Source organism: Bradyrhizobium sp. 604_D8_N2_3, from assembly GCF_051810765.1.
Taxonomy (GTDB): Bacteria; Pseudomonadota; Alphaproteobacteria; order Rhizobiales; family Xanthobacteraceae; genus Bradyrhizobium; species Bradyrhizobium barranii.
This window is the reverse complement of sequence record NZ_JBPWPM010000001.1, coordinates 8,854,147-8,877,600: the sequence shown is the minus strand read 5'-3', so window position 1 is coordinate 8,877,600 and position 23,454 is coordinate 8,854,147. Positions and strand designations below refer to the sequence as shown.

The window sequence follows — 23,454 nt, the reverse complement described above, 5'->3', positions numbered from 1 at the left end:
CGATGGCGGTGCGGCACAAAGCCATCGCGGTCCTGATCGCGGCGGCGTCTGCCTGCCTCGCTGCCACAGGTGCGAGCCGCGCCGAGGAAATCACGCTCTATTCGACCAGGGAGGCTGCCCTGGTCGAGCCTGTCGTTGCGGCCTTCACGGAAGCCAGCGGCGTCAAGGTGAAAATCGTCTTCGTCGAGGACGGCCTCGTCAAGCGACTTACGTCGGAAGGCGCCGCATCGCCCGCCGATGTCCTGTTGACGATCGGGCTGGACAAGACCACGCAGCCTGCCGTCAGCGGCCTGACGCAGGCGATGTCGTCGACGCGGATCGAGCAAGCTGTGCCGGCAAATCTGCGAGGCGGCGGACAGTGGATTGCGCTCGCCATACGCCCCCGCGTCGTGATGGCGCGCAGGGACGATGCCCTTGCGGCTGTCGACTACGAAGACCTCGCGAGTCCGCAATGGCGCGGCAAGCTCTGCATACGCTCGCCGCTGCATCAGAACAATGTCGCGCTGGTTGCGGCCTATCTCGTCCATCACGGCGAGGCCGCGACGGAGGCCTGGCTCGCCGGCCTGAAGGCCAATCTCGCCCACAAGCCTGATCGCAAGGACAACGACGTGATCCGCGAGATCGCACAAGGCGCGTGCAAGATCGGCATCGGCAACACCGTGGCATTGGCGCAATTGCGCGACGGACGCGAAGGGGCCGACTGGCGTGCCTGGGCGATGGAGGTCAAGGCGGTGCCATCGACATTCAAGGGCGGCGGCACGCATGTGAACCTCACCGGCGCGGCCATCGCGAAACAGGCGCCGCATCCGGCGTTGGCGCGACAATTCCTCGAATTCCTTGTCACGCCGGCAGCGCAGCGGATCTTTGCCGCTGCCGAGTTGGAATACCCCGTGCTTGCAGCAGCGGAGCGTGCACCGATCGTTGCCGAAATGGGCACGTTCATCGCCGATGCAATTTCGATCGACCAGATCGCCGCACGTCAGCAGGCCGCGATCTCGCTTATCAAGAAGGTTGGCTTCGATGAGTAGGGTGGGGCATTACATCAAGGCCGCTCTGCACCAGATTCACTCGATCGCGGGCCTCGTGCTTGCGCTGCTGCTGGCCTTGATCGCGCTGACCGGCGCGATCATGAGCTTCGAGGACGAGATCGGCGACTATCTGAATAGCGGTATCATGCAGGTCGCGCCGCGCCAGGTGCCGGCGTTGATGCCGGACGAACTGGTGGCCCGGCTCAAGGCGGGGCAGGACCTCGGCAAGGTCTCGGCCGTCACGCTGTCGAGCGATCCGGCCGCGGCGGTGCGTGTCCGCTTCGCGCGCGACGAGCAGGGCGCGCGGCCGACATCGCTCTATGTCGATCCCTACGACGCGCACGTGCTGGGTGCGCCGCGTGGCGAGGAGTTCTTCGCGACCGTCCGCAGGCTGCATCGCTGGCTGCTGATCCCCGGCGATGCCAAGGGCTGGGGACGCCAGATCACCGGCATTGCCGCGCTCGGTCTGATCGTCATGCTCATCTCGGGCCTCGTGCTGCGCTGGCCGCGCCGCGCCGGCAGCGTGAAGATGTGGCTGAAACCCAATCTCGGACTCAGCGGCCGCGGACTGCACCGTTCGCTGCACGCCGTCATCGGCACCTGGGTGCTGCCGGTCTATCTGGTGATGACGCTGACTGGGCTGTGGTACTCGTTCGACTGGTACAAGGACGGCGTCGTCTGGCTGTTGTCGCGCCCGCACGTTGCCGCCGCGAAGATGCAGCCGAAGCAGCCGCGTGCGGCAGGGCGTCCTGAGCCGGTTCAGGCGGTGGGATTTGATCGTGCCTGGTCGACGCTCCAGCACGAGGAGGGCGATCGTTTCTCCAAAGCGCTGCTGACGCTGCCCGCCGGACCCGGCACGGTCATCCGGATCCGGTCGTGGCCGAAGGATTCGACGCTCGATACCACGCGTGACGAATTCCGCGTGGATGCGGTCACGGGGCAGGTGATCTCGGCGGAGCGCTATGCCGACAAGACGTTTGGCGAGAAGATCATCGCGAGCGTGCTCGACATCCATCGCGGCGCGTTCCTGGGCTGGCCCGGCAAGCTCGCCTTCATGATTGCAGCAGCATTGATGCCGCTGTTCTCGGTCACCGGCATTTTGCTTTATCTGTCGCGCCGCAGGCTGCGGCGTCCCGCGCCGCCGCCGCTCGGGCGGCTGGTTCCGGGCGAGTGAACGGTCGCGAAGGCTAGCCAAGCGCGCGGCAATCGTTCAAAAGCCCTTGGCCGTACTTGCCAGGGTTCACGCCATGAAACTCCCCACCGTCACCCCCGCCGATATCCGCCGCGCGCTGCTGCTCCGCGAGGAGATCGCGCTGCTTGATCTCAGGTACGAGGCCGGCTTCGCCACCGGCCATCCGCTGTTTGCCGCCAACATGGCCGCGGACCGGATCGCGATCGAGGCCGAGCTGCGGTTGCCGCGCAAGGACGTCGCGATCGTGCTCTATGATGATGCCGAGGGACTTGTTGCAACCGGCGCCGAGCGGCTTGCCGCGCTCGGCTACAGCAATGTCCGTGCGCTTGACGGCGGGCTGAAGGGCTGGCGCGCGGCGGGCTATCAGGTGTTCGAGGACGTCAATTCCTATTCCAAGGCATTCGGCGAGCTGGTCGAGGCGCGGCGGCACACGCCGTCGTTCAGCGCCGACGAAGTGGCAAAGCTGATCGCGGACAGGGCCAACATCGCCATCCTCGACGTCCGCCGCTTCGACGAATATGCGACCATGAACATTCCGGGCTCGGTCAGCGTGCCCGGTGCTGAGCTGGTACTGCGGGCAGGGCAGGCCGCGCCCGACCCTGAGACCACCATCATCGTCAATTGCGCCGGGCGCACGCGCTCGATCATCGGCACGCAGTCGCTGATCAATGCCGGCGTGCCCAACAAAGTGCGGGCGCTGCGCAACGGTACCATCGGCTGGACGCTGGCGCGGCACACGCTCGATCACGGTGCCGACAGGCGTGGCGCGATCGGGCCGTTCGAGGGCGGCCCGGCCAATGCCCGCGACGTCGCCTATCGCGCCGGTGTTCGCCACATCGGCGCGAACGAGGCGAAGGCACTCGCAGCGCAGACCGATCGCACGCTCTATCGTTTCGACGTGCGCGACTCAGAGGAATTTGCGGCCGGCCATTTCCCCGGCTTCCGTCATTACCCCGGCGGCCAGCTCGTCCAGGAAACCGACATGGCCGCGCCCGTGCGCGGCGCGCGCATCCTCTTGACCGACGACCAGGGCGTGCGTGCCGACATGACGGCGTCATGGCTCGCGCAGATGGGCTGGGAGGTCTATGTGCTCGAAGGCGGTTACGGGGGTGAGCTCGAGGTCGGCCCGCCGCGCGTGCTGCCCAAGCCCGACCCGGCGCATCGCTACCGCCGGCCCTATGAGGGCACTGACGTCGCCGAGCGCGCGATGCAGGCCTATCTCGACTGGGAATACGGTCTCGTCGAGCAACTCCGGCTCGACGGTACGCACGGGTTTTACGTCATTTGACTGGGCGGCCACCGTAAACACTTACCGCCCCGCCATCTTCTCCCCATATCCAAACCCTATTGTGCTGCATCTCCCCCGCGGTCTATGAGCTGCGGCAAAGCTGTGACCTACGGAGATTCCATGCCAGCCCCAGGCCAAAGCCCCGAGCGGAACGCGAAGGCGCTGTTGCTCGAAGGCGTCAATGACAGCGCTGTCGACCTGTTCCGGAGCGCGGGCTTCACCAATGTCGAGCGGTTGACCAAGGCGCTGGACGGCGAAGACCTGCGGCGCGCGCTGAAGGGCGTGTCGCTGCTCGGCATCCGCTCGCGCACCCAGATAACCGATGAGGTGCTCGCGGCCGCGGACGGGCTTCTCGCGGTCGGCTGCTTCAGCGTCGGCACCAACCAGGTCGATCTCCTGGCGGCCCGCAAGCGCGGCATTCCCGTGTTCAACGCGCCGTTCTCCAACACGCGCAGCGTCGCCGAGCTCGTGATCGGCGAGATCGTGATGCTGCTGCGGCGCATCTTCCCGCGTTCGGTGTCGGCGCATGAGGGCGGCTGGGACAAGTCGGCGACCGGCAGCCGCGAGGTGCGCGGCCGCACGCTCGGCATCATCGGCTACGGCAATATCGGCTCGCAGCTGTCGACGCTGGCCGAAGCGATCGGCATGCGCGTGATCTATTTCGACCGCACCGACAAGCTGCGCCACGGCAACACCGAGCCGGTCGAGAAGCTGGAAGAGCTGCTGGCGCAGAGCGATGTCGTCAGCCTTCACGTGCCCGAGACGCCGGAGACCGCAGGCATGATCGGCGAGACGGAGCTGCGGGCGATGAAATCAGGCTCGTTCCTGATCAACAATAGCCGCGGCACCGTGGTCGATCTCGATGCGCTCGCCGGCGCCTTGCGCGACGGCCATCTCGCCGGCGCAGCCATTGACGTGTTTCCGGTCGAGCCGTCCTCGAACTCGGATCGCTTCACGAGCCCGGTGCAGGGCCTCGAGAACGTCATCCTCACCCCGCATATCGGCGGCTCGACCGAGGAAGCACAAGAGCGCATCGGCGGGGAAGTCGCGCGAAAACTGGTCGACTATTTCATCACGGGATCGACCATGGGCGCGGTGAACTTCCCGGAGGTGCAACTGCACTTACGTCCCGCCGGTGCGCGCTTCAGCCATGTCCATCGCAACGTGCCGGGCATGCTGAGGCGGCTGAACGAGGTCTTTCTCCAGCGCGACATCAACATTGTCGCGCAATACCTGGAGACTGCCGGCGACCTCGGCTACGTCGTGCTCGACGCCGACCTGGCAGGCCAGGATTCAGATGCATTGCTTCAGCAGATCCGCGCGCTCGACGGAACGGTCGGCGCGCGGCTGGTGTTCGAGCACTAGGCCGGCGTCACGTTCCAGTTGCATTACGCTGCCAAGGTTCTCTAAACTGTCGTTATTCTCGGCGTGTGACAAATCGCGTCGAATTTGAGCTTCAGTTGCGTGGGTGCCGCCATGGAACGGGACGCCGTACTGATCGATCTCGCGCTTCAAGGAGGCGGCTCGCACGGCGCCTTCACCTGGGGCGTGCTCGACCGTCTTCTGGAAGAGAAGTGGCTCACCATCGCCGCGATCTCCGGCACCTCCGCGGGCGCGATGAATGCGGCCGTGCTCGCAGACGGGTGGATCGCGGGTGGCGCCGAGGGCGCGCGCGACGCGCTCGAAAAATACTGGCGCCGCGTTTCGAAGGCTGCCGCCTTTAGTCCGCTCCAGCGCTCGCCGCTCGATCGACTGATGGGGCGCTGGACGCTCGATACGTCGCCCTTCTACATCCTCACCGATTTGATGTCGCGCGTGCTGTCGCCCTACGATCTCAATCCGACAGGCTACAATCCGCTGCGCGCGGTGCTGGCCGAGAGCATCGATTTCGAGCGGCTCGCGAGCTCGCCAATAAAGCTGTTCGTCACCGCGACGCGGGTGCGCACCGGCCGTGGCCGCATCTTCCGCAATGCCGAGATCACGGCGGACGTGCTGTTGGCATCGGCCTGCCTGCCGACCATGTTCCGCGCGATCGACATCGACGGCGAGCCCTATTGGGACGGCGGCTTCGCCGGCAACCCCACGATCACGCCGCTCATTCGCGAAAGCGATGCGCACGACACGATCCTGGTGCAGATCAATCCGACCGAAACGCTCGAAGAGCCGCGGACGGCTGCGGAGATTCTCAATCGATTGAACGAGATTTCGTTCAATTCACCCCTGATGAAGGAATTGCGCATGATCGCGCTGCTGCGCCAGGCGGCCGACCCCGGCAGCGGCGAGGGCGCGCGCTGGGCAAAGATGCGGACCCACCGCGTCAAGAGCGACATGCTGGCGAAGTTCGGCGCGTCATCCAAGCTCAACGCCGAATGGGAGTTCGTCTCGATGCTGCGCGCCGAGGGGCGCCTGGCCGCGGACGCGTTTCTCGCCGCGCACGGTGCCGACATCGGCCGGCAATCGACCGCCGATCTCGACGTCCTGCTGTCGGAGTGCTGAGACATGGGTCTTCTCGGCCTCCTCGTCGGGCTCGCCCTGCTCGTCCTGTTCGCTTTTCGCGGCTGGAGCGTGCTTCTGCTGGCGCCGTTTGCAGCGCTCGTTGCCGCGTTGTTCGGCGGCGAGCCGCTGCTTGCGAACCTGACCCAGGTGTTCATGGTGCATGCGGCGGGATTTCTGGCCCAGTTCTTCCCGATCTTCCTGCTTGGCGCGGTCTTCGGCAAGCTGATGGACGATAGCGGCGCGGTCACGTCGGTCGCCGCCTTCATGGCGGAGCGCCTCGGCGAGCGTCGCGTGATCCTGGCGGTGGTGCTCGCCGGTGCCGCGGTGACCTATGGCGGCGTCAGCCTGTTCGTTGCATTTTTCGTCATCGTCCCCATGGCCCGCTCGCTGTTTCACGCGGCTTCGATCCCGCGTCGCCTGATCCCGGCTGCGATTGTGCTGGGGACGTCGACCTTCACCATGTCGGCCTTGCCGGGCACGCCGTCGATCCAGAATGCGATCCCGATGCCGTTCTTCGGCACGACGCCGTTCGCAGCGCCAGGTCTCGGCATCATCGCCTCGCTCATCATGCTCGTGACAGGGTTGTGGTGGCTGCACCGCGCTGAAGCCGCAGCGCGCCGCGCCGGAGAAGGCTATGGCGACGACATCGAGGGCGCGACCGAGCGCGCCGCCGCCGACGAGCTCGTGCGCGAGCGCGCCACGACCGCGCGCGAGTTCGATCCGGCGGAACTCCAGCACGGTCAGCGCAGCGAGCGGCCGTCGCCCGTGTGGAGTGCGATCGCGCCGCTGATCGTGGTCGTCATCGTGAATTTGGTGATGTCGCTCGTGGTGCTGCCGCGGCTCGATGTCAGCTATCTCGCCGAGCAGCGTTTTGGTGAAACGACGCTCGCGGCCGTCGCAGGCGTGTGGTCGGTCGCGGTCGCGCTGACTGCGGCCATCGTCACGACCATCGTGCTGAACCGGGCCCGCCTGCCGGCGCTTCGCCGCACCATGGACGCCGGGGCCAATGCATCCGTCCTGCCCGCGTTCAGCGTCGCCAGCCTCGTCGGGTTCGGCGCGGTCGTCGCCTCGCTGCCGGCGTTCACGATCGTGCGCGACTGGGTGCTTGCGATCGAAGGCGGACCCCTGGTCTCGCTAGCGGTTGCGACCAACATCCTGGCCGCGCTGACCGGGTCGGCGTCAGGCGGCCTGACCATTGCGCTGGACGCGCTCGGCCAGACCTATGTCGAGCTCGCCGCGCGCACCGGCATCGCCCCTGCGTTGATGCACCGCGTCGCGGTGATCGGCTCGGGGACGCTCGACATCCTGCCGCACAATGGCGCAGTGGTCAGCCTGCTCGCGATCTGCGGCCTGACGCACCGCGACAGCTATTTCGACATCGTGATGGTCGGCATCGCGACGTCGCTGCTGGCGCTGGTGGCTGTGATCGCCCTGGGCAGCGCGCTGGGATCGTTCTGAAGGAAGGCCAGCGCAAGCGATTGACGGAAGGGCGAAGGTTGCATTGAATGCGGCCAACCGTCGGATACAAAAATAGGGAAAGCCAGGGTGGAAACGATGACGCGAAAGAACGCGAAGCGGTGTGCATTGCTCGTGGGTGCGGCGGTCGCGCTGAGTGCGAATGCCGTGTCGGCGGCGACGCTGGCGGAGGATGCGGAGATGGTCTGCAAAAGCCTCGCTGGCGGCGCCGATGCCGTGAAGATCGTTTCCGCGACATTGCTGGCGCCGTCGCAACTGGCTGTCGCCGAGCGCGGGCCGACGCCGTCTGGGCGCATCACGCCGGCCAATCCCGGTTTCTGCAAGGTGCTGGGTCACATCGACCCAACCGATCCCAAGGCGCCGCCGATTAAATTCCAGGTCAACCTTCCCGTCGAATGGAACGGGCGCTCCGTTCAGTATGGCGGTGGGGGCTTTAACGGCGTGCTGATCACCGGCCTTGGGCTGCCGCCGGCCTATCCGTTCGACAAGCCGTCGCCGCTGGCGCGCGGCTTCGTCACCTACGGCACCGATTCCGGCCATGAGTCCAAGCCAGGCGAGCCGCCGCAACTGTTCGCGCTGAATGACGAAGCCTTCGAGAATTTCGCCCACCGTGCCTACAAGAAGGTGCGCGACGCCGCGGTTGGGCTGATGGAGCGCACATACGGCAAGAAGCCGGAAAAAATGTACTTCATGGGCTCGTCCGAGGGCGGCCGCGAAGGCCTCACCATGGCGCAGCGTTACCCTGATGATTTCGATGGCATCTTCGCCCGCGTGCCCGTGATCAACTGGGTCGGCCTGCAGCATGCCGGCACGCGCTCGGGGCTCGCGACCATGGGCGAGGGCTGGATCAATCCGGCGCAGGTCAAGCTCGTGGCCGATTCCGTGCGGCAGGCTTGCGACAAGGCCGACGGCTCCGATAATGCGCTGGTGCAGGACCCCGTAGCCTGCAAGGCAGCGTTCAAGGTCGAGACGCTGCGTTGTGCGGCGGGCCAGAGCGGCGATCAGTGCCTCACCGATGCACAGATCAAGGCCGTGAACACGCTGCACGGGACCTACAAATTCCCGTTCGCGCTCGCCAACGGGCTCGACGATTATCCGGGCTGGGGCGTGTCGGGCGAGGATGCGGCGGCGATCGGACCGACCGGTGGCTGGGTGGCGTGGTGGCTTGGCACAGCGCCACCCGCGCAGCCGCCTGCCCCCAACAACGGCATCGCCTGGATCTACGGCGCCGGCGGCATTCAACATGTGTTCGCACGCGATCCCAAGCTCGACGTCACCACCTACAAGGTCGAGGAGCACAAGGCGCGGCTGCTAGAGGTCTCGAGCCTGATGGATTCGACCGATCCGGATCTCAGCCGTTTTCGCGGACGCGGCGGCCGGCTGATCATGCTCGAGCACATGGCCGACTATGCGCAGAGCCCCTATGCCGGCATCCGCTATTTCGAAAGCGTCGAGCGCAAGCTCGGCAAGGCCGAGACGGCGGAATTCGCGCGGCTCTACACCGCCCCCGGCGTCGACCATGTCGGCTCCGGCGCGCCGGCCAATGTCGACATGCTGAGCGCATTGGTCGACTGGGTCGAGAAGGGCAAGGCGCCCGGCGATCTCGAAGTTAGCGAGCAGAAGGTCGAGGCGCCGTCGTTTGCCGTGTTGCGCGCGATGCCGCTGTGCCGCTGGCCGTCCTGGCCGCGTTACAAGAGCGGCCCGGTCACGGAGGCGTCCAGCTTCACCTGCGCGCCGTGAGGCGGCTCTTCACCTCTCCCGCTTGCGGGGAGAGGTCGGATCGCTCTTGCGATCCGGGTGAGGGGGTACAGGTCCCTCGACGATCTCACGTGTGGAGAGAGGCCCCTCACCCCGACCTTCTCCCCGTAAGAACGGGGAGAGGGGGAAGAAGAGCCTAATGCACCGGCCCACCGGCCGCCTTCACGCGCCGCGTCAGCAGCACCGCGATCGCGGCGATCACCAGCACGATGCCGATCACGGCAAAGGCGTCGGAATAGCCCATCACCAGCGCCTGGCGCTTGACCGTCTTGCCGAGCGCGATGATGGCCTGCTCGCGCGCGGCGTGGGGGTCGGGCACGCCGTGGGCCATGAAGTAATCCGTCATCTGCGCGATGCGGGTGCGGACTTCCTCGCGGCCGAGCGTGACCGACTGGCCGATGATGTTGGAGTGGAACTGCTCGCGCTTGGTGATGATGGTCGCGAGCGTCGCCGTGCCGATCGCGCCGCCGAGATTGCGGAACATGTTGCTGATGCCGGAGGCCGCGGCCGCGTCCTGCGGCGCGATGCCGCCTGTCAGCACCGAGGTCAGCGGCGTCAGCACCATGGCCTGTCCCACGGCACGCACGATGTTCGGAATCCAGAGCTGGTCGCCGGCATAGTCCGGCGACATCGCCGTGTTCATGAAGCAGCTATAGGCGAAGATCAGAAGGCCGGTGATCGCGATATAGCGCGTGTCGAAGCGTTGCATCAGCTTCGGGATCAGCGGGATCAGCACGAGCTGCGGCAGGCCGGTCCAGGCCAGCACGTTGCCGATCTGCTCGGCGTTGTAGCCCTGCGCCTGGCCGAGATAGGCGGGCAGGATATAGACCGAGCCGAACAGCGCGAAGCCGACCATCGTCATCGCAATGGTGCCGAAGCCGAAATTACGCTGCGTCAGGAGACGCAGCCGGATCAGTGGCTTCTCGATCGTGAGCTCGATCGTGACGAACAGCGTGAGGCTGACGGCCGCGATGATCGCCAGCTTGACGATGAAGGGCGAGGAAAACCAGTCATCCTTGTTGCCCTCCTCCAGCACGGCCTGCAGTGCCGACAGCCCGATCGCCATGGTGAAGATGCCGGCCCAGTCGCCTTCCTTCAACAGGCTGAGCTGCATCTTCTGCTTCTCCAGCGTCAGATAGAGCGCGGCCACCATCACCGCGGTCGGAATCACGTTGACGAAGAAGATGGTACGCCAGCCGTAGTTCTCGGTGAGATAGCCGCCGATGGTCGGGCCGATCGCGGGGGCGAAGGTGACGGACAGTGCGAAGATCGCAAGACCGACGGGCTGCTGCGGCTTCGGCAGCTTGGTCAATACGAGCGTGAACGCCATCGGGATCAGCACGCCGCCGGCAAAGCCCTGCAGGCCGCGCATCGCGATCATCGACGGCAAATCATGGGTGAAGGCGCAGGCGACCGAGAACGCCGCGAACAGCGTCGCGCTCGCCAGCATGTAGCGGCGGAACGAGAACACGCGGCTCAAATAGTCGGTCAGGGGGATCACGATGATCTCGCCGATCAGATACGACGTCGAGATCCAGGAGCCGTTGTCGGCGCCGGTTCCGATGCCGCCCTCGATGTTGGCCAGCGAGGCGTTGGTGATCTGGATGTTCAGGATCGCCATGAACGAGCCGATCATGGCGGCGAGCACGGCGATCCAGATCGCGGCACTCGCGCGGTTCGGGTCGGCTATTGCCGGATCAGGCGTCGCGGCCGGTGTTGCTGGCGTCGAAAGTGAGAGGCTGTTTGACATGGCACGACCCTCCGGAAACGAGCTTCGCCTTTACGTTTGCCTTGGGCGCCGCGGCCGCATTGGCGGTCGGCGCGGTCGAACGTGTTGCAATGGTTGGGATCACGGACATGCCGGGGCGCAGCGCGATCGCGGGACCGTGCGCGGCATCGAGCGCGATCTTGACGGGGATGCGTTGCACCACCTTGGTGAAATTGCCGGTGGCGTTGTCGGGCGGCAGCAGCGCGAATTCCTGGCCGCTCGCCGGCGCGATGGAATCGACGTGGCCGTGCACGACCTGACCCGGGAAGGTGTCGACCTCGATATCGACGGCCTGGCCGGCCTGCACGTGGGTCAGCTGCGTCTCCTTGAAATTGGCGACGACATAGGCGCCCTCGGCCGGCACGATCGCCATCAGCTGGGTGCCCGCCTGCACGAACTGGCCGACGCGCAAGGAGCGGTTGCCGACCACGCCGTCGATCGGGGAGACGATCGTGGTGTAGCCCAGATTGAGCTCGGCCTGACGCTGGAGTGCGGCCGCGCGTGCGGCGGCGGCCCTGGCTTGCAATATCTCGGCGTTGAGGAGATCGACCTGCTTCAAGGCGGAGGTGAGATTGGCGATATCGCGCTGGATCGCCGCGTCTGCGCCGGCGTCGCGCGCTTGCGCCTGCTGCGCGTTCTGCACGCTGCCGAAACCCGTTGCCGCGAGATCGGTGTAGCGCTTGTTCTCCTGCTTCGCGAAAACCTTCGCGGCATTGTCGACATCGATGGTCGCTCTTGCCGCCGCGATCACGGCTTGCTGGACCTCGAGCTGCGCTTGCTTGCTCGTCACCGTCGCATTCGCGGCGGCGACATCGGCCTTGGCCTGGTCGAGCGCGACCCGGAAGTCGCGATCGTCGATCCTGGCGAGTACCTGGCCGGCCTTCACATGCTCGTTATCGCCGACCAGGACGCGGTCGAGGTAGCCGCTGACCTTTGGCGCGATGGTGGTGTTGTCGGCCTTCACATAGGCGTCATCGGTGGAGACGAGGTACTGCCCAACGGTCCAGTAGTCGTAGCCGTACCAGCTCGCGCCGGCCAGCGCGACGATCGTCGCACCCATCAGCAACAGCTTGCGGAGATTGAGTTTTTGCCGGCGGATGCCGGTCGGGGCGGTGGGCAGCACGCCCTCCGGCACGGTTGCTGGAATAGCGGTTTGGGTCGCAGCGGATGGGGTGGTGTGGACGGACATGGCCGGCTCCCCTGAATTAGGAAACTTGACGATTTCCAAAATGAGACTAGCTTTGGAATTGTCAATGGAATGACAGGCGTCATCTAAAAGCATGGCTCAGGCAAAACCTTCAGGTGAATGCCGCCCCCGCGGGCGGCCGCAACTGCGCAGCGACGAGGAGACGAGGCGGATCGTCTTCGATGCAGCGCGCAACGCCTTCGCCGTCGACGGCTATGCCGCGACCAGCACCGAAGAGCTGGCACGTCGCGCCGGCGTCTCGACCAAGACGCTCTATCGCCTGTTTCCGGGCAAGGCCGCACTGTTCGAGGCGATGTGCGCGGACAGGCTCGAGCGGCTGCTCTCCGCCGTGGATCTGCAAGGAAGCGACGAGGTCGATATCGCGACGGGCCTGCGTGCCGCGCTGCTGGCCTGCGCCGATCTCGCACTCGATCCGGAGGTCGTGGCGCTGCAGCGCATGGTGCTGCAGGAATCCGCCGCGTTCCCCGAGCTCGCCGCCAACTTCTACAACAACGGCATTTCCCGCACCGTCAGGACGCTCGCGGGCTGGCTGCGCGTCCAGGTCAAGCGCAAGCGCATCGCCATCGATGATGCGGAGGAAGTTGCCGGCATGCTGATCGGCATGGTCGCATCGGCGCCGCAGCGCGCGGCGATCTATGGCGACATGCCGCTGCCGTCACGCAAGCAGATCGAGCGCCGCGTGCAGACCTGCGCGGCCCTGTTCCTCGATGGCTGCCGCGCCCCCGTAGCCGTCTCCCTTTGACAATCCGGTTCGGCTCGGCTATCTATTTCGCATGCGAAATAAAGAAGCCGCAGCGAGGCATCATCGGCTTATTTACCTCCTGAACGTCGCGCAACGCCGTTTGCAGCGCTGGATGGCGGCGCAGCCGCAGAACGAGGTCACGCCGGCGCAGGCGGGGCTGTTGTTCATCCTCGGCAAGCAGGACGGCGTGCTGATGGGCGAGGCAGGCGCGGCGCTCGACATGGGGCCGGCCGGAATTTCAGGGCTCGTCGATCGCAGTGCTGCGGCGAGGCTGGTCGAGCGGCGGGCCGATCGCGAGGACGGCCGGGCCTGGCGCGTATGGCTGACGCCGAAGGGGCGCACCGTGCTGGCGCAGGCGAAGACTGACGCGGCGCAGATCAACGCCGCGTTGACGGACGGATTTACCAGCGCGGAGATCGACATCGTCGCGCGCTGGCTGACCAGCATTCAGGACAAGTTTCCAAGACCTTCAGACGACTAAAGGAGAGACCCATGACCGAGCACGTCCGGATCGAGAACAACAATGGAATTCTCACCATCACGCTGGCGCGCCCCGACAAGAAGAACGCGCTGACGGATGCGATGTACGGCAAGCTCGCCGACACCATCGAATCCGCCGAGTTCGATCCGTCCACCCGCGTGGTCCTGATCCGCGGCGAGGGTGACATGTTCACCGCCGGCAACGATGTCGGCGAATTCGCCGCCGTCGCAGCCGGCAAGTCCGAAGGCAGCCGCAACGTCGTGCGCTTCATCCAGTCGCTGGCGCGCTGCACCCGGCCGCTGGTCGCGGCCGTGCAGGGCCGCGCCGTCGGCGTCGGCACCACGATGCTGCTGCATTGCGACCTCGTCGTGCTCGCCGACAATGCGCAATTGTCGACGCCCTTCGTCAGCCTCGCGCTGGTGCCGGAGGCCGCCTCGAGCCTGCTGATGCCGGCACGCATCGGCTACGCCCGCGCCTACGAGATGTTCGCGCTGGGCGAGACCGTACCGGCCCGGTCGGCGCTGGAATGGGGCCTTGCCAATCGCGTGGTGCCGCTCGACAAGCTCGATGCCGAGGCGCTTGCGCTCGCGCAGCGGCTCGCTCGCCAGCCGGCCGGCGCGCTTACTGCGACCAAGAAGTTGATGCGCAACGGCGAGGCGCTGGTCGCACAGATGCAGGCCGAAGGCGAGCAATTCGCGCAGCGTTTGCGCACGGCGGAAGCACGCGAGGCCTTCACCGCCTTCGCCGAGCGCCGGCCGCCGGATTTCACCAAGGTTGCCTGATTTCGCTAGTCTTAAACCGCTTACAGACCGGGCACTTCCGGCAATTTGACTAAAACCTTAACCGATCCTTGGCATGTCGCGATGCAGGGTGGCCGGCAGTACAATGCAGGCCCCCTGACTCATGGCAATGTTTAAGAAATCGGTAAGCTCGCTTCTCCTGACCTTGATGGCCCTGCTGGCCGCCGGTGCGCTGGCCTCTACGGCGATCCAGATGTTCGGAGCGTTCGGTCGCTACAGCGACAGTCTCGAGACGGCGCGGCTCGCCGCTGCCGACAAGGCGATCTTCCATGGCGTGCTCGCGTTGCGCAACAATCGTGGCGATGCCCAGAGCGCCATCCTTGGCGAGGACGATCCCAAGGCAAAACTCGCTGAAGCCGAGAAGGCCGAGCAGGGCGGCTATGAAGGGATCAGCGCCGCGCTCTCGACCGTCGATTTCGCACGCCGCGACGAGCTCGCCAGCACGCTGAAGCAGCGCTGGAACGAAGCCGCGCCGCAATTCCAGCTGTTCTACGACGAGGCCAAGCTTCCGCGCGCCGAGCGCAAGATGGAGCGGACCAATTCCTGGTACGACGCCGTCACCAAGGTCATCGACACAGCGAACCTCGCCTCCACCGCGGTGTCGAACCGCGCCTGGATGAACGATCCCTACATCGCCCGCATGATCCAGGTCCGCCGCTTCGCCTGGCAGGTGCGCGACCGTTATGGGGTCCATTGTTCGTCGCTTCGCTCGAACATCAACAGCAGCAAGCCGCTCGACGACGTTCAGAAGCGGTCGGTGGCGCAATGGGATGGCACGATCACCTCCGGCTGGGCGGGCATGGCCGAGTTGCTGGCTGCGCCCGACGTGACGGCGGAGCTGGTGACGGCAGCGTCGGACGCGAAGACCAAGACCGATGGCGTCCTGAAGCAGATCGGCGATCTCACCAAGAATCTCGACGGCAGCGGCAAGCCCGCGATGCCTGCCTCGGAGTGGAATACGCTCTGCCAGTCGCCGTTCCCGCTCATTGTCGGGGTCGCGACCAAAGCGCTGGATCAGTCGATCGCGCGTGCCGAGGCCGTGCAGACCAAGGCGCTCACCAACCTCATCGTGCAGTCGCTCGCGTTTCTGCTCGCGCTCGCCGTGACCCTCGCCGGCGTCTACGTGGTGCGCAATCGCCTGATGCGCCCGGTCCGCGCCATCCTCGACGCCATCGCGCGAATCGGCGCCCGTGATTATGCGACGCCCGTGCCGCGATCCCGATATCCCGACGAGTTCGGCACCATGGCTGCCGCGCTCGAGAGCCTGCGCGAGAGCGCGGCGACCGCCGAGCGGCTGGGCCAGGAACGCGAATCGCAGCAGGCGTTGCAACTCGCCCGCTCCGGCACCGTGGACGACGCATGCCGCAGCTTCGACGACACCGTGCAGGCGGTGATCCACAGTGTCGCGGCGTCGGCGAGGGAGCTCGATGCCACCGCGACCGATGTGCGCACGCTGGTATCAGAGTCGACCAGCCAGACCGCGGCAGTCTCTTCCGCAGCCGAGCAGGCCACCAACAATCTCGAGACCATCGCGGCCGCGACCGAGGAACTCTCCGCATCCGTCGGCGAGATCTCCGCACAGGTGCAGTTGAGCGCCCGCGAGGCGCGCGAGGCGGTGTCGCAGGCCGAGCGGACCAACGCGACGGTCGAGATCCTCGATCAGACCGCGAGCCGGATCGGCGAGGTCGTGAAGATGATCAACGCCATCGCCGGCCAGACCAATCTCCTGGCGCTGAACGCGACCATCGAGGCGGCGCGTGCGGGCGAGGCCGGCCGCGGCTTTGCCGTGGTCGCCGGCGAGGTCAAGAGCCTCGCCGCGCAGACCGCAACCGCAACCGAAGAAATCTCGCGCCAGGTCGAGGAGATCCAGAGCGCGACGGGCCAGGCCGTGACCGCCATCCGCTCGATCGGGGGCGCCATCAGCGGCATCGACGAGAAGATGACGGCGATCGCAGCCGCCGTCGAGGAGCAGCGCGCGGCCACCACCGAGATCTCGCGCAACTTCCAGCAGGCCGCTCAGGGCACCCGCGAGGTCACCGACACCATCGGCAGCGTCGCGAGACTCAACCAGGAAACCGGCAACGCCGGCACGGTGCTGTCCGAATCCGTGAAGAAGATGTCGGGCGATGCCGATCGTCTTCGCGTCGCGGTCGAAGGCTTTTTGGGGGCCGTGAAGACCGCATAACTTCGATCGTCATCCGTCTGGGCGTCGCGCGAACGGCATTGCCGCCGCTTCACGCGGCGGGTACATCTGTGCCGCTGCGGGAGTGCAGCAACAGACGTATCAAGGATGGAGAGTTCGATGCCGGTCACCCCACACAAGGCCCAGCGCCCCTATCGCGGCGTGTTCCCGGTTGCGCCCACCGTCTTCGACGAGCGCGGCGAGCTCGACCTCGAGGGCCAGCGCCGCTGCATCGATTTCATGATCGATGCGGGCTCGAACGGTCTCTGTATCCTCGCCAATTTCTCCGAGCAGTTCGTGCTCACCGATGCCGAGCGCGAAACCGTGATGCATGCGGTGCTGGAGCATGTCGCGGGCCGGGTTCCCGTGATCGTCACCACCACGCATTTCAGCTCGGCCGTCTGCGCCGCACGCAGCCAGCAGGCGGAGGCGGCGGGGGCCGCCATGGTGATGGTGATGCCGCCCTATCACGGCGCGACCTTCCGCGTGCCCGAGAAGGGCATCGTCGAATTCTTCAAGGTGCTCTCGGGCGCGATCAACATTCCCGTCATGATCCAGGACGCGCCTGTCGCCGGAACGCCGCTGTCGGTCGAGCTGCTCGCGCGGCTGGCGCGCGACTTCGCCAACATCCGCTATTTCAAGATCGAGGTGCCGGGCGCGGCGGCAAAGCTGCGCAGCCTGATCGAGGCGGGCGGCAAGGATATCGAAGGCCCGTGGGATGGCGAGGAAGCCATCACGCTGCTCGCCGATCTCGACGCCGGCGCCACCGGCGCGATGACGGGCGGCGGCTATCCCGACGGCATCCGCCAGATCATCGATCCCTATTTCGCCGGCAAGCGCGAGGAGGCAAAGGCCGCCTATGAGCGCTGGCTGCCGCTGATCAACTACGAAAACCGCCAATGCGGCCTGATCGCCTGCAAGGCCATGATGCAGGCCGGCGGCGTGATCAAATCGGACACCGTGCGGCATCCGCTCCAGCCGCTGCACCCGGCGACGCGGGCAGGGCTGCTGGAGCTCGCCAAGGAGCGGGATGCGCTGGCGTTGCGGTGGGGGAAGTAGCGCCGTACCCACTCGGTAGTCGCCAGGTCTCTCGGCAGTCCCCGCCTACGCGGGGACGATGCCGAGTGTGAGGTGCGCGCTGGCCTGATCCCGCCGGTTTCCGTCTGGCTGAGGGCGTCGAATTAGCGCGGTTCGGGCGGTTTTCCGCACGCCGGCGATGACATATTGTACGCTCCTTGCACGCTCGCCAACCAGGTCCGCGGAGCTTCTCAAGACGTCGCTGAGCAGCTCTTCATTATGCCGCTATTCCGAGCCAGGTTGGAGCGAGCCGACGAAACAGGGAGGCAGTGCCATGACGATGAGGCCGGATCCCACCTTTCACGCATCGCCCAAGCTGGCGATGGAAGCACCAGCGGAGAACTTTGCATACACGTTGCTGCTCAGTCCGGATTTCTCAAAGCCGGATGCTCTCGCGGTCATCGACGTCAAGCCGGGATCGCCGACCTACAGCCAAATCGTCCACACGGTGACGATGCCCAACAAGGGCGATGAGTTTCATCACTTCGGCTGGAACGCCTGCTCCTCCGCCTTGTCGCCGCTCGCGGGACATGCCTTCATCGAGCGGCGCTATCTCATCATCCCCGGGATACGCTCGTCGCGGATCTACATCATCGATACCAAGCCCGATCCGACCAAAGCCAAAATCCACAAGATCATCGAGCCCGAGGAAATCTTCAAGAAGACCGGCTACTCGCGGCCGCATACCATCCATTGCGGGCCGGACGGCGTCTATGTGAGCACGCTGGGCGGCGGCGGCAAGGACGGCACCAACGGGCCTCCAGGCGTCTTCATCATGGATTGCGAGACGTTCGAGGTCCTTGGGCGGTGGGAGATCGACCGCGGTCCGCAGACGCTGCACTATGATTTCTGGTGGAACCTGCCGCGCGACTACATGGTGACGAGCGAATGGGCGTTGCCGCCGCAGTTCGAGAACGGGATCGTCGCGGAAGATCTGCTGGCGAACAAATATGGCCATCGTCTCCACTTCTGGGATCTCCGCGCCCGTCGCAACGTGCAGACCATCGACCTCGGCGCCAATCATCAGATGGCGTTGGAGGTGCGGCCCGCGCACGATCCGGTTCGCGAATACGGCTTCGTTGGCGTTGTGGTCGACACCACCAACCTCGAAGCATCGATCTGGACCTGGTGGCGCGAAGGCGGAAAATTCCACGCGGAGAAGACGGCGACGATTCCGCCCGAACCCGCGCCAAAGGAGCAGCTCCCGCCGCTGCTGCAGGGATTTGGCGCCGTGCCGCCGCTGGTGACCGACATCGACCTGTCGATGGATGACCGGTTTCTCTATGTCTCGTGCTGGGGCACGGGTGAAATGCGCCAGTACGATGTGAGTGATCCGCGAAAGCCGAAGCTTGCGGGCTCGGTTCACATCGGCGGCATCGCGCGCCGCACGCCCCATCCGAACGGCAAGGCATTTGCGGCCGGTCCGCAGATGGTCGAGATCAGCCGCGACGGCAAGCGCGTGTACTGGACCAATTCGCTGTATTCCACCTGGGATGACCAATTCTATCCCGATGGGGTTCCGGGCGTGGAAGTCATGGCCAATGTCGGTCGCGACGGCGGCCTCGAGCTCGCCAAGGACTATTTCGTGAGCTTCCCCGACGGATATCGCGCGCACCAGATCAGGCTGGAGGGCGGCGATTGTTCGACGGACTCCTTTTGCTACCCGTCGGCCTAGGCTGGCAGCACGGGAGTTGGCCGCTCGGCTGGCTGTGGCTCGCTCTTGTTGCGAGCGGTCTTTATCACGGGGTCAATCCGGGAATGGGATGGCCGCTCGCCGTGTCGGCCGGGCTCATGGACAAGAGCCCGCGCGCGCTGTTCCGCGCGTTGTGGGCTCTGGCGGCCGGACATCTCCTGGCAACACTTCTCGTGCTGCTGCCATTTGCGTTCCTGCTCGTGCTGGCCGAGTGGCAGCGTTCGATCCAGCTCGGCGCGAGCCTTCTCGTCATCGGCTTCGGCGTCTATCGGCTGATCGAGCGACGCCATCCGCGCACGCTGGCACGAATTCCGCCGACGCAATTGGCGCTCTGGTCATTCGCCGTTGCCATTGCTCACGGCGCGGCCTTGATGCTCGTGCCGATCTATCTCGGGCTCTGCCAGGCCTTCGAGCTCGATGCCGGCCATGAGGCGGCGGGCGCGCTGATGAAGGCAAGTCTTCTGAAGACAAGTCTCGGGATGGCGGTGCTGGTGTCCCTGGTGCACGTTGTCGCCATGGTCAGTGCCGGCGGGTGTCTGGCGTGGCTGGTCTACCGCTATCTGGGATTGAGGTTCGTCGCGCGAAGTTGGTTCAATCTGGATGCAATCTGGGCAACCAGCCTCATTCTGGTTGGCGCCGTGGCGCTCGCCTTCAATCTCGCGAGCTGGCGCTGAGGCCTACTTCGCCAACGCCCACTCGCCGACAAAGCGGAAGCGCGCCCTGGCATCATCCTGCTTGAACAGCGCGATCCGGTCGATCGCCAGCGTCTCGAGACCGAGCGCCGAAAACCTCGCGCGCAACATCTCCAGGATCGGCCCGCGCCGCTCCGCATCCAGCCGTCCCGTCAGCGTCATGTGGAAGCGGAATTCTTCCATCACGTACGGGTAACCCCAGCGGTCGAGATAGTCGCGTTGCCGCTCGGTGAGTTTGTCGGGCTTGCGCCGCGCGCGGTCTTCCGCCGTCATGGGCGCGCGGAAGTCGTCGAATTCGCGGACGCAATCGGCGGCAAGCTGCTGGAGCGTACCCACGGGCTCGGTCGGAATCACCGCAATGAAGCCGCTGATGGAGTCGACGACCGGACGGATTGACGGCATCGGCCGCGCCTTGCCGGCAAAGGCGGCGCAGACTGCGATGAGCTCGGCTTCAGTCCTGCCGGGCGCCAGCGCCATCGGCGCCTTCAGCGTGCCGTGGAAGCCGTATTTGCGGGGATCGGCCGTGACGTCGCGCCAGTCCGGCGCAACACGCGATGCGTCGGCTGGGAACGGCATCTCGTCGCCGGTGTAGACATCGTAGCCGAGCAACTCGGCGCCGAAGCGGGAGAGGGCGCTGTCGGCGCCGGCGGCAAAATAGATCGCGTAGCGGGGAAAATCTGTCATCGTCCGAGCATAACCGGTTCAGGCCGCAACGACAGCCTCGCGCGGCGTCGCCGCCGCAGCGAGCAGTCGCGTCGCATCGGTGAGATGCACGAGCTTTCCGCCTGATACCACCGCGATCAGCCGCGGCCGCAGCGGCACGCTGTCGTCGACCAGCAGCATGTCGGCGCGGCGTCCTTCCGCGAGCACGCCGCGATCGGCAAGGCCGGTCGCGCGCGCTGGTCCCGCAGAGACCAGATCCCAGGCCTTCGGCAGCGGCAGCACGCCGTCGGCGACAAGGCGGAACGCGGCGAGCAGCTGCGCGGGATAGTAATAGTCCGACGCCAGCACCGAGCAGAGCCCCTTCGCGATCATGTCGGATGCCCGGGTCCAGCCGGTATGGCTGCCGCCGCGCACGACGTTCGGCGCACCGTAGACGATGGCATCGCCCGCGGACGCGGCCGCCCGCGCGGTCTCCTCGTTGATCGGAAACTCCGCGATGTCAGCGCCCAACTCGCGAAACTCCTGCCGCATCGCCGGCGTCGCATCGTCATGCGAGAGCATCCGCACCTCGGCTGCGCGAGCAGTTGCGGCAAGCCGCGACACGGAAGCCGGCACTTCACTGGCCCGCGAAAGCACACGCTCGACCAGCCGGTCGAATTCCTCGCCCGAGAGGCCGGTGCGCTCGACCATGCGGTTGCGCTTGCGCGGCTTGGCCATGTCGGCAACGGTGCCGTCCATGTGGTCGTTGAAGGCGAACAGGTCGACGCGGCCCTCGGCGAGCCACTGGCCGATCTCGGCCTCTGCATCGAGATTGTAGGTCTCGTGCCGCAGGTGGAAACGGGTATCGGCGGCGAATTGCGGGCGCTGCCGCTCGATCGCCTCCATCAGGGTGCGCGCATTGCCGGCGCTGCGCAGGCCCGGCTCCCACGAACAGGTCGTGGCGTGAAACACCGTGGTGATGCCGTTGCTGATCGCCTGGCGGTCACTGTCGGCGAGCGCGACGTCGATCGGGAAGTCGACGCCGGCGCGCGGCATCATCTGCCGCTCGAAGGCATCGCCATGCAGATCGACGATGCCGGGCAGCACCAGCAGGTTGCGCGCATCGATCGCCAGCCGCGCACGGCCGCGAGAGGCATCGACCTGCGCAATGTCCGCGCCGGACACCAGAATGGAAGTTTCGACGAGCTCGGAGCCGATCAGGGCCCGGCCGCCCTCAAGGAAGATGTCTGTCAAGCGACCGCGCTTCGTTTGCTGGCAGGGGAACGGGTGAGGGAGCTTGCCCGTGCTTCATATGCCGAGAGGAAATCTTCAATCCCGAGCTTGCGGAAATCGGGCAGTGCTTCACGCAATTTGTCGTGATCCCAGTCCCACCAGGCGAGTCGGGCCAGCCGTCCGGCGACGTCTTCCGAGAACCGCCGCCGCACGATGCGCGCCGGATTGCCGGCGACGATGGTGTAGGCCGGCACGTCCTTGGTGACGATGGCGCCCGCCGCGATCACCGCGCCGGTGCCGATGTTGCGGCCGGGCAGCACGATCGCGCCATGGCCGATCCAGACGTCGTGGCCAATATGGACGTGATGCTGGCGCCGCCAGTCGAAGAACTCGGTGTCGTCGCTCTCGCCTTCGAAGTAGGCGCTGGAACGATAGGTGAAATGCGCCTGCGTCGCGCGATGCATCGGATGATTGCCGGGATTGATGCGGGTCATCGCCGCGATCGAGCAGAATTTTCCGATCGTGGTGTAGGTGATCTGGGCGTCGTTCACGACATAGGAGTAATCGCCCATCGCGACTTCAGTGAGGATCGTGCGCGCACCGACTTCGGTATAGGTGCCGAGCCTGGTCTCATGCAGCTTCGCCGAAGGGTCGATGGTCGGTTGAACCGAGAGCGTTTTGCCGGCCATGCTGCATCCGATAGGTCGAGGGCGGGCGTACCTCTTCGAGCGGCCTGATGACAATGTCATGACGATGCGATGACAGGGGAAGAGGTGTGTAGGATCGCCGCACCGCAACGCCGGTGTCACACAAGTGTCAAGTGCCAGCGCTAGCGGTGGCAGCCAGCTACTCTGGAGCCCTCTATGCTGGTGGTTGAAGGTCTGACGTGCCGCTTCGGCGCAAAAGCCGCGGTGGACGACGCTTCGTTTCAAATCTCCCCCGGCGGCTTCGTCGGTGTGATCGGGCGCTCCGGCGCCGGCAAGTCGACCATGCTGCGCATGATCAATCGCCTGGCGACGCCGACGCAGGGCCGCATCCTGTTCGACGGCCTCGACGTCACCGCGCTGCGCGGCAAGGAGCTGCGGCAGTGGCGGGCGCGCTCGGCGATGATTTTCCAGCAGTTCAACCTGGTCGGCCGGCTCGATGTGCTCACCAACGTGCTGATGGGGCGTCTTGCCACGATGCCGGCCTGGCGCTCGCTGACGCAGACCTGGCCCGAGCACGACAAGGCGCTGGCGATGTCGGCGCTCGAACAGTTCGATATCGCCTCACTCGCCGCCCAGCGCGCCGACCAGCTCTCCGGCGGCCAGCAGCAGCGTGTTGCGATCGCCCGCGCGCTGGTGCAGCAGCCCGACATCATCCTCGCCGACGAGCCGATCGCCTCGCTCGACCCGCGCAACACCAAGATCGTGATGGATGCGCTGCTGCGCATCAACAAGCATTTCGGCATCACCGTGCTCTGCAACCTGCATTCGCTCGATCTGGCGCGCAGCTATTGCGATCGCCTGATCGGCATGGCGCAGGGGCGCGTGGTGTTCGACGGCGCGCCGGCCGAATTGACCGACCACGTCGCGCGCGAGCTCTACGATCTCGAAGCCTCCGACGTCATGGGCGGAATGCCTGTGCCGGCGCCTGAAGGCGTGCCGGCGCTCGGAACGGCCGCGGCCGCCTGAGCTGCGCCTGTAACTGCCAATTTTTG

20 protein-coding genes are annotated in these 23,454 nt (G+C 65.9%); 15 read left to right on the top strand and 5 right to left on the bottom strand.

The features are described from left to right. Positions 1 to 2: 2 nt before the first annotated feature. From AB7245_RS42700 to AB7245_RS42670, 7 genes are all read left to right on the top strand, one after another. Positions 3 to 1,028, top strand: a complete 1,026-nt coding sequence (locus tag AB7245_RS42700; protein ID WP_085400019.1) for an extracellular solute-binding protein — start codon at positions 3 to 5, stop codon at positions 1,026 to 1,028. Next, positions 1,021 to 2,202 carry a PepSY-associated TM helix domain-containing protein gene (locus AB7245_RS42695; protein ID WP_085400021.1) on the top strand — a complete coding sequence of 394 codons (1,182 nt, stop codon included), beginning with the start codon at positions 1,021 to 1,023 and terminating at the stop codon, positions 2,200 to 2,202. Before AB7245_RS42700 ends, AB7245_RS42695 begins: the two co-directional genes overlap by 8 nt. A 73-nt stretch (positions 2,203 to 2,275) precedes the next feature. Beyond that, positions 2,276 to 3,508 (top strand): rhodanese-like domain-containing protein, encoded by a 1,233-nt coding sequence (locus AB7245_RS42690; RefSeq protein ID WP_085400023.1) that lies wholly within the window; start codon positions 2,276 to 2,278, stop codon positions 3,506 to 3,508. A 120-nt stretch (positions 3,509 to 3,628) separates the two neighbouring features. Then, positions 3,629 to 4,873, top strand: coding sequence for a phosphoglycerate dehydrogenase (gene serA / locus AB7245_RS42685; protein ID WP_085400059.1), 1,245 nt, complete (start codon positions 3,629 to 3,631; stop codon positions 4,871 to 4,873). A 111-nt stretch (positions 4,874 to 4,984) separates the two neighbouring features. Next, a complete protein-coding gene (locus AB7245_RS42680; RefSeq protein ID WP_085400024.1) occupies positions 4,985 to 6,004 on the top strand; it encodes a patatin-like phospholipase family protein in 1,020 nt (339 codons plus the stop codon). 3 nt (positions 6,005 to 6,007) lie between these two features. Further along, complete coding sequence (locus AB7245_RS42675; RefSeq protein WP_085400026.1) at positions 6,008 to 7,462, top strand: GntP family permease; 1,455 nt, start codon at positions 6,008 to 6,010, stop codon at positions 7,460 to 7,462. A 96-nt stretch (positions 7,463 to 7,558) separates the two neighbouring features. After that, positions 7,559 to 9,220 carry a tannase/feruloyl esterase family alpha/beta hydrolase gene (locus tag AB7245_RS42670; RefSeq protein ID WP_085400028.1) on the top strand — a complete coding sequence of 554 codons (1,662 nt, stop codon included), beginning with the start codon at positions 7,559 to 7,561 and terminating at the stop codon, positions 9,218 to 9,220. A 154-nt stretch (positions 9,221 to 9,374) separates the two neighbouring features. On the opposite strand, the gene AB7245_RS42665 is transcribed toward AB7245_RS42670, so the two are convergent. Both AB7245_RS42665 and AB7245_RS42660 read right to left on the bottom strand, forming a co-directional pair. Then, positions 9,375 to 10,988, bottom strand: a complete 1,614-nt coding sequence (locus tag AB7245_RS42665; protein ID WP_085400030.1) for an MDR family MFS transporter — start codon at positions 10,986 to 10,988, stop codon at positions 9,375 to 9,377. Further along, a complete protein-coding gene (locus AB7245_RS42660; RefSeq protein ID WP_085400031.1) occupies positions 10,936 to 12,195 on the bottom strand; it encodes an HlyD family secretion protein in 1,260 nt (419 codons plus the stop codon). Before AB7245_RS42660 ends, AB7245_RS42665 begins: the two co-directional genes overlap by 53 nt. Positions 12,196 to 12,286: 91 nt before the next feature. Here AB7245_RS42660 and AB7245_RS42655 point away from each other — a divergent pair, with 91 nt between their 5' ends. The 7 genes from AB7245_RS42655 (at position 12,287) to AB7245_RS42625 (ending at position 19,862) form a co-directional block, all read left to right on the top strand. Beyond that, positions 12,287 to 12,955: a TetR/AcrR family transcriptional regulator gene (locus AB7245_RS42655; protein ID WP_085400033.1), complete on the top strand. Its 669-nt coding sequence runs from the start codon at positions 12,287 to 12,289 to the stop codon at positions 12,953 to 12,955. Between the two features lie 31 nt (positions 12,956 to 12,986). Then, positions 12,987 to 13,436 (top strand): MarR family winged helix-turn-helix transcriptional regulator, encoded by a 450-nt coding sequence (locus AB7245_RS42650; protein ID WP_085400034.1) that lies wholly within the window; start codon positions 12,987 to 12,989, stop codon positions 13,434 to 13,436. 11 nt (positions 13,437 to 13,447) lie between these two features. Next, complete coding sequence (locus tag AB7245_RS42645; protein WP_085400036.1) at positions 13,448 to 14,218, top strand: enoyl-CoA hydratase; 771 nt, start codon at positions 13,448 to 13,450, stop codon at positions 14,216 to 14,218. A gap of 121 nt (positions 14,219 to 14,339) precedes the next feature. Continuing rightward, positions 14,340 to 16,421, top strand: a complete 2,082-nt coding sequence (locus AB7245_RS42640; protein WP_085400038.1) for a methyl-accepting chemotaxis protein — start codon at positions 14,340 to 14,342, stop codon at positions 16,419 to 16,421. A 117-nt stretch (positions 16,422 to 16,538) separates the two neighbouring features. Continuing rightward, positions 16,539 to 17,477 (top strand): dihydrodipicolinate synthase family protein, encoded by a 939-nt coding sequence (locus AB7245_RS42635; RefSeq protein ID WP_439035663.1) that lies wholly within the window; start codon positions 16,539 to 16,541, stop codon positions 17,475 to 17,477. A gap of 292 nt (positions 17,478 to 17,769) precedes the next feature. Then, on the top strand, positions 17,770 to 19,170 hold the full coding sequence (locus tag AB7245_RS42630) for a selenium-binding protein SBP56-related protein (protein WP_071909224.1): 1,401 nt from the start codon (positions 17,770 to 17,772) through the stop codon (positions 19,168 to 19,170). An 83-nt stretch (positions 19,171 to 19,253) separates the two neighbouring features. Continuing rightward, on the top strand, positions 19,254 to 19,862 hold the full coding sequence (locus AB7245_RS42625) for a hypothetical protein (protein WP_085965313.1): 609 nt from the start codon (positions 19,254 to 19,256) through the stop codon (positions 19,860 to 19,862). 3 nt (positions 19,863 to 19,865) lie between these two features. Here the strand turns inward: AB7245_RS42625 and AB7245_RS42620 are convergent, their stop codons facing one another. From AB7245_RS42620 to AB7245_RS42610, 3 genes are read right to left on the bottom strand one after another with little or no spacing between them, the layout of a single operon-like run. Continuing rightward, positions 19,866 to 20,564: a DUF1045 domain-containing protein gene (locus AB7245_RS42620; protein WP_085400041.1), complete on the bottom strand. Its 699-nt coding sequence runs from the start codon at positions 20,562 to 20,564 to the stop codon at positions 19,866 to 19,868. A gap of 18 nt (positions 20,565 to 20,582) precedes the next feature. After that, positions 20,583 to 21,776 carry an alpha-D-ribose 1-methylphosphonate 5-triphosphate diphosphatase gene (locus tag AB7245_RS42615; protein WP_085400043.1) on the bottom strand — a complete coding sequence of 398 codons (1,194 nt, stop codon included), beginning with the start codon at positions 21,774 to 21,776 and terminating at the stop codon, positions 20,583 to 20,585. Then, entirely contained in the window at positions 21,773 to 22,444 is a 672-nt protein-coding gene (locus tag AB7245_RS42610; protein WP_085400045.1) for a chloramphenicol acetyltransferase, read from the bottom strand. The genes AB7245_RS42615 and AB7245_RS42610 overlap by 4 nt, the downstream gene beginning before the upstream one ends. 174 nt (positions 22,445 to 22,618) lie before the next feature. Here AB7245_RS42610 and phnC point away from each other — a divergent pair, with 174 nt between their 5' ends. Next, entirely contained in the window at positions 22,619 to 23,428 is an 810-nt protein-coding gene (gene phnC / locus AB7245_RS42605; protein WP_085400046.1) for a phosphonate ABC transporter ATP-binding protein, read from the top strand. The last annotated feature ends 26 nt before the right edge of the window (positions 23,429 to 23,454 follow it).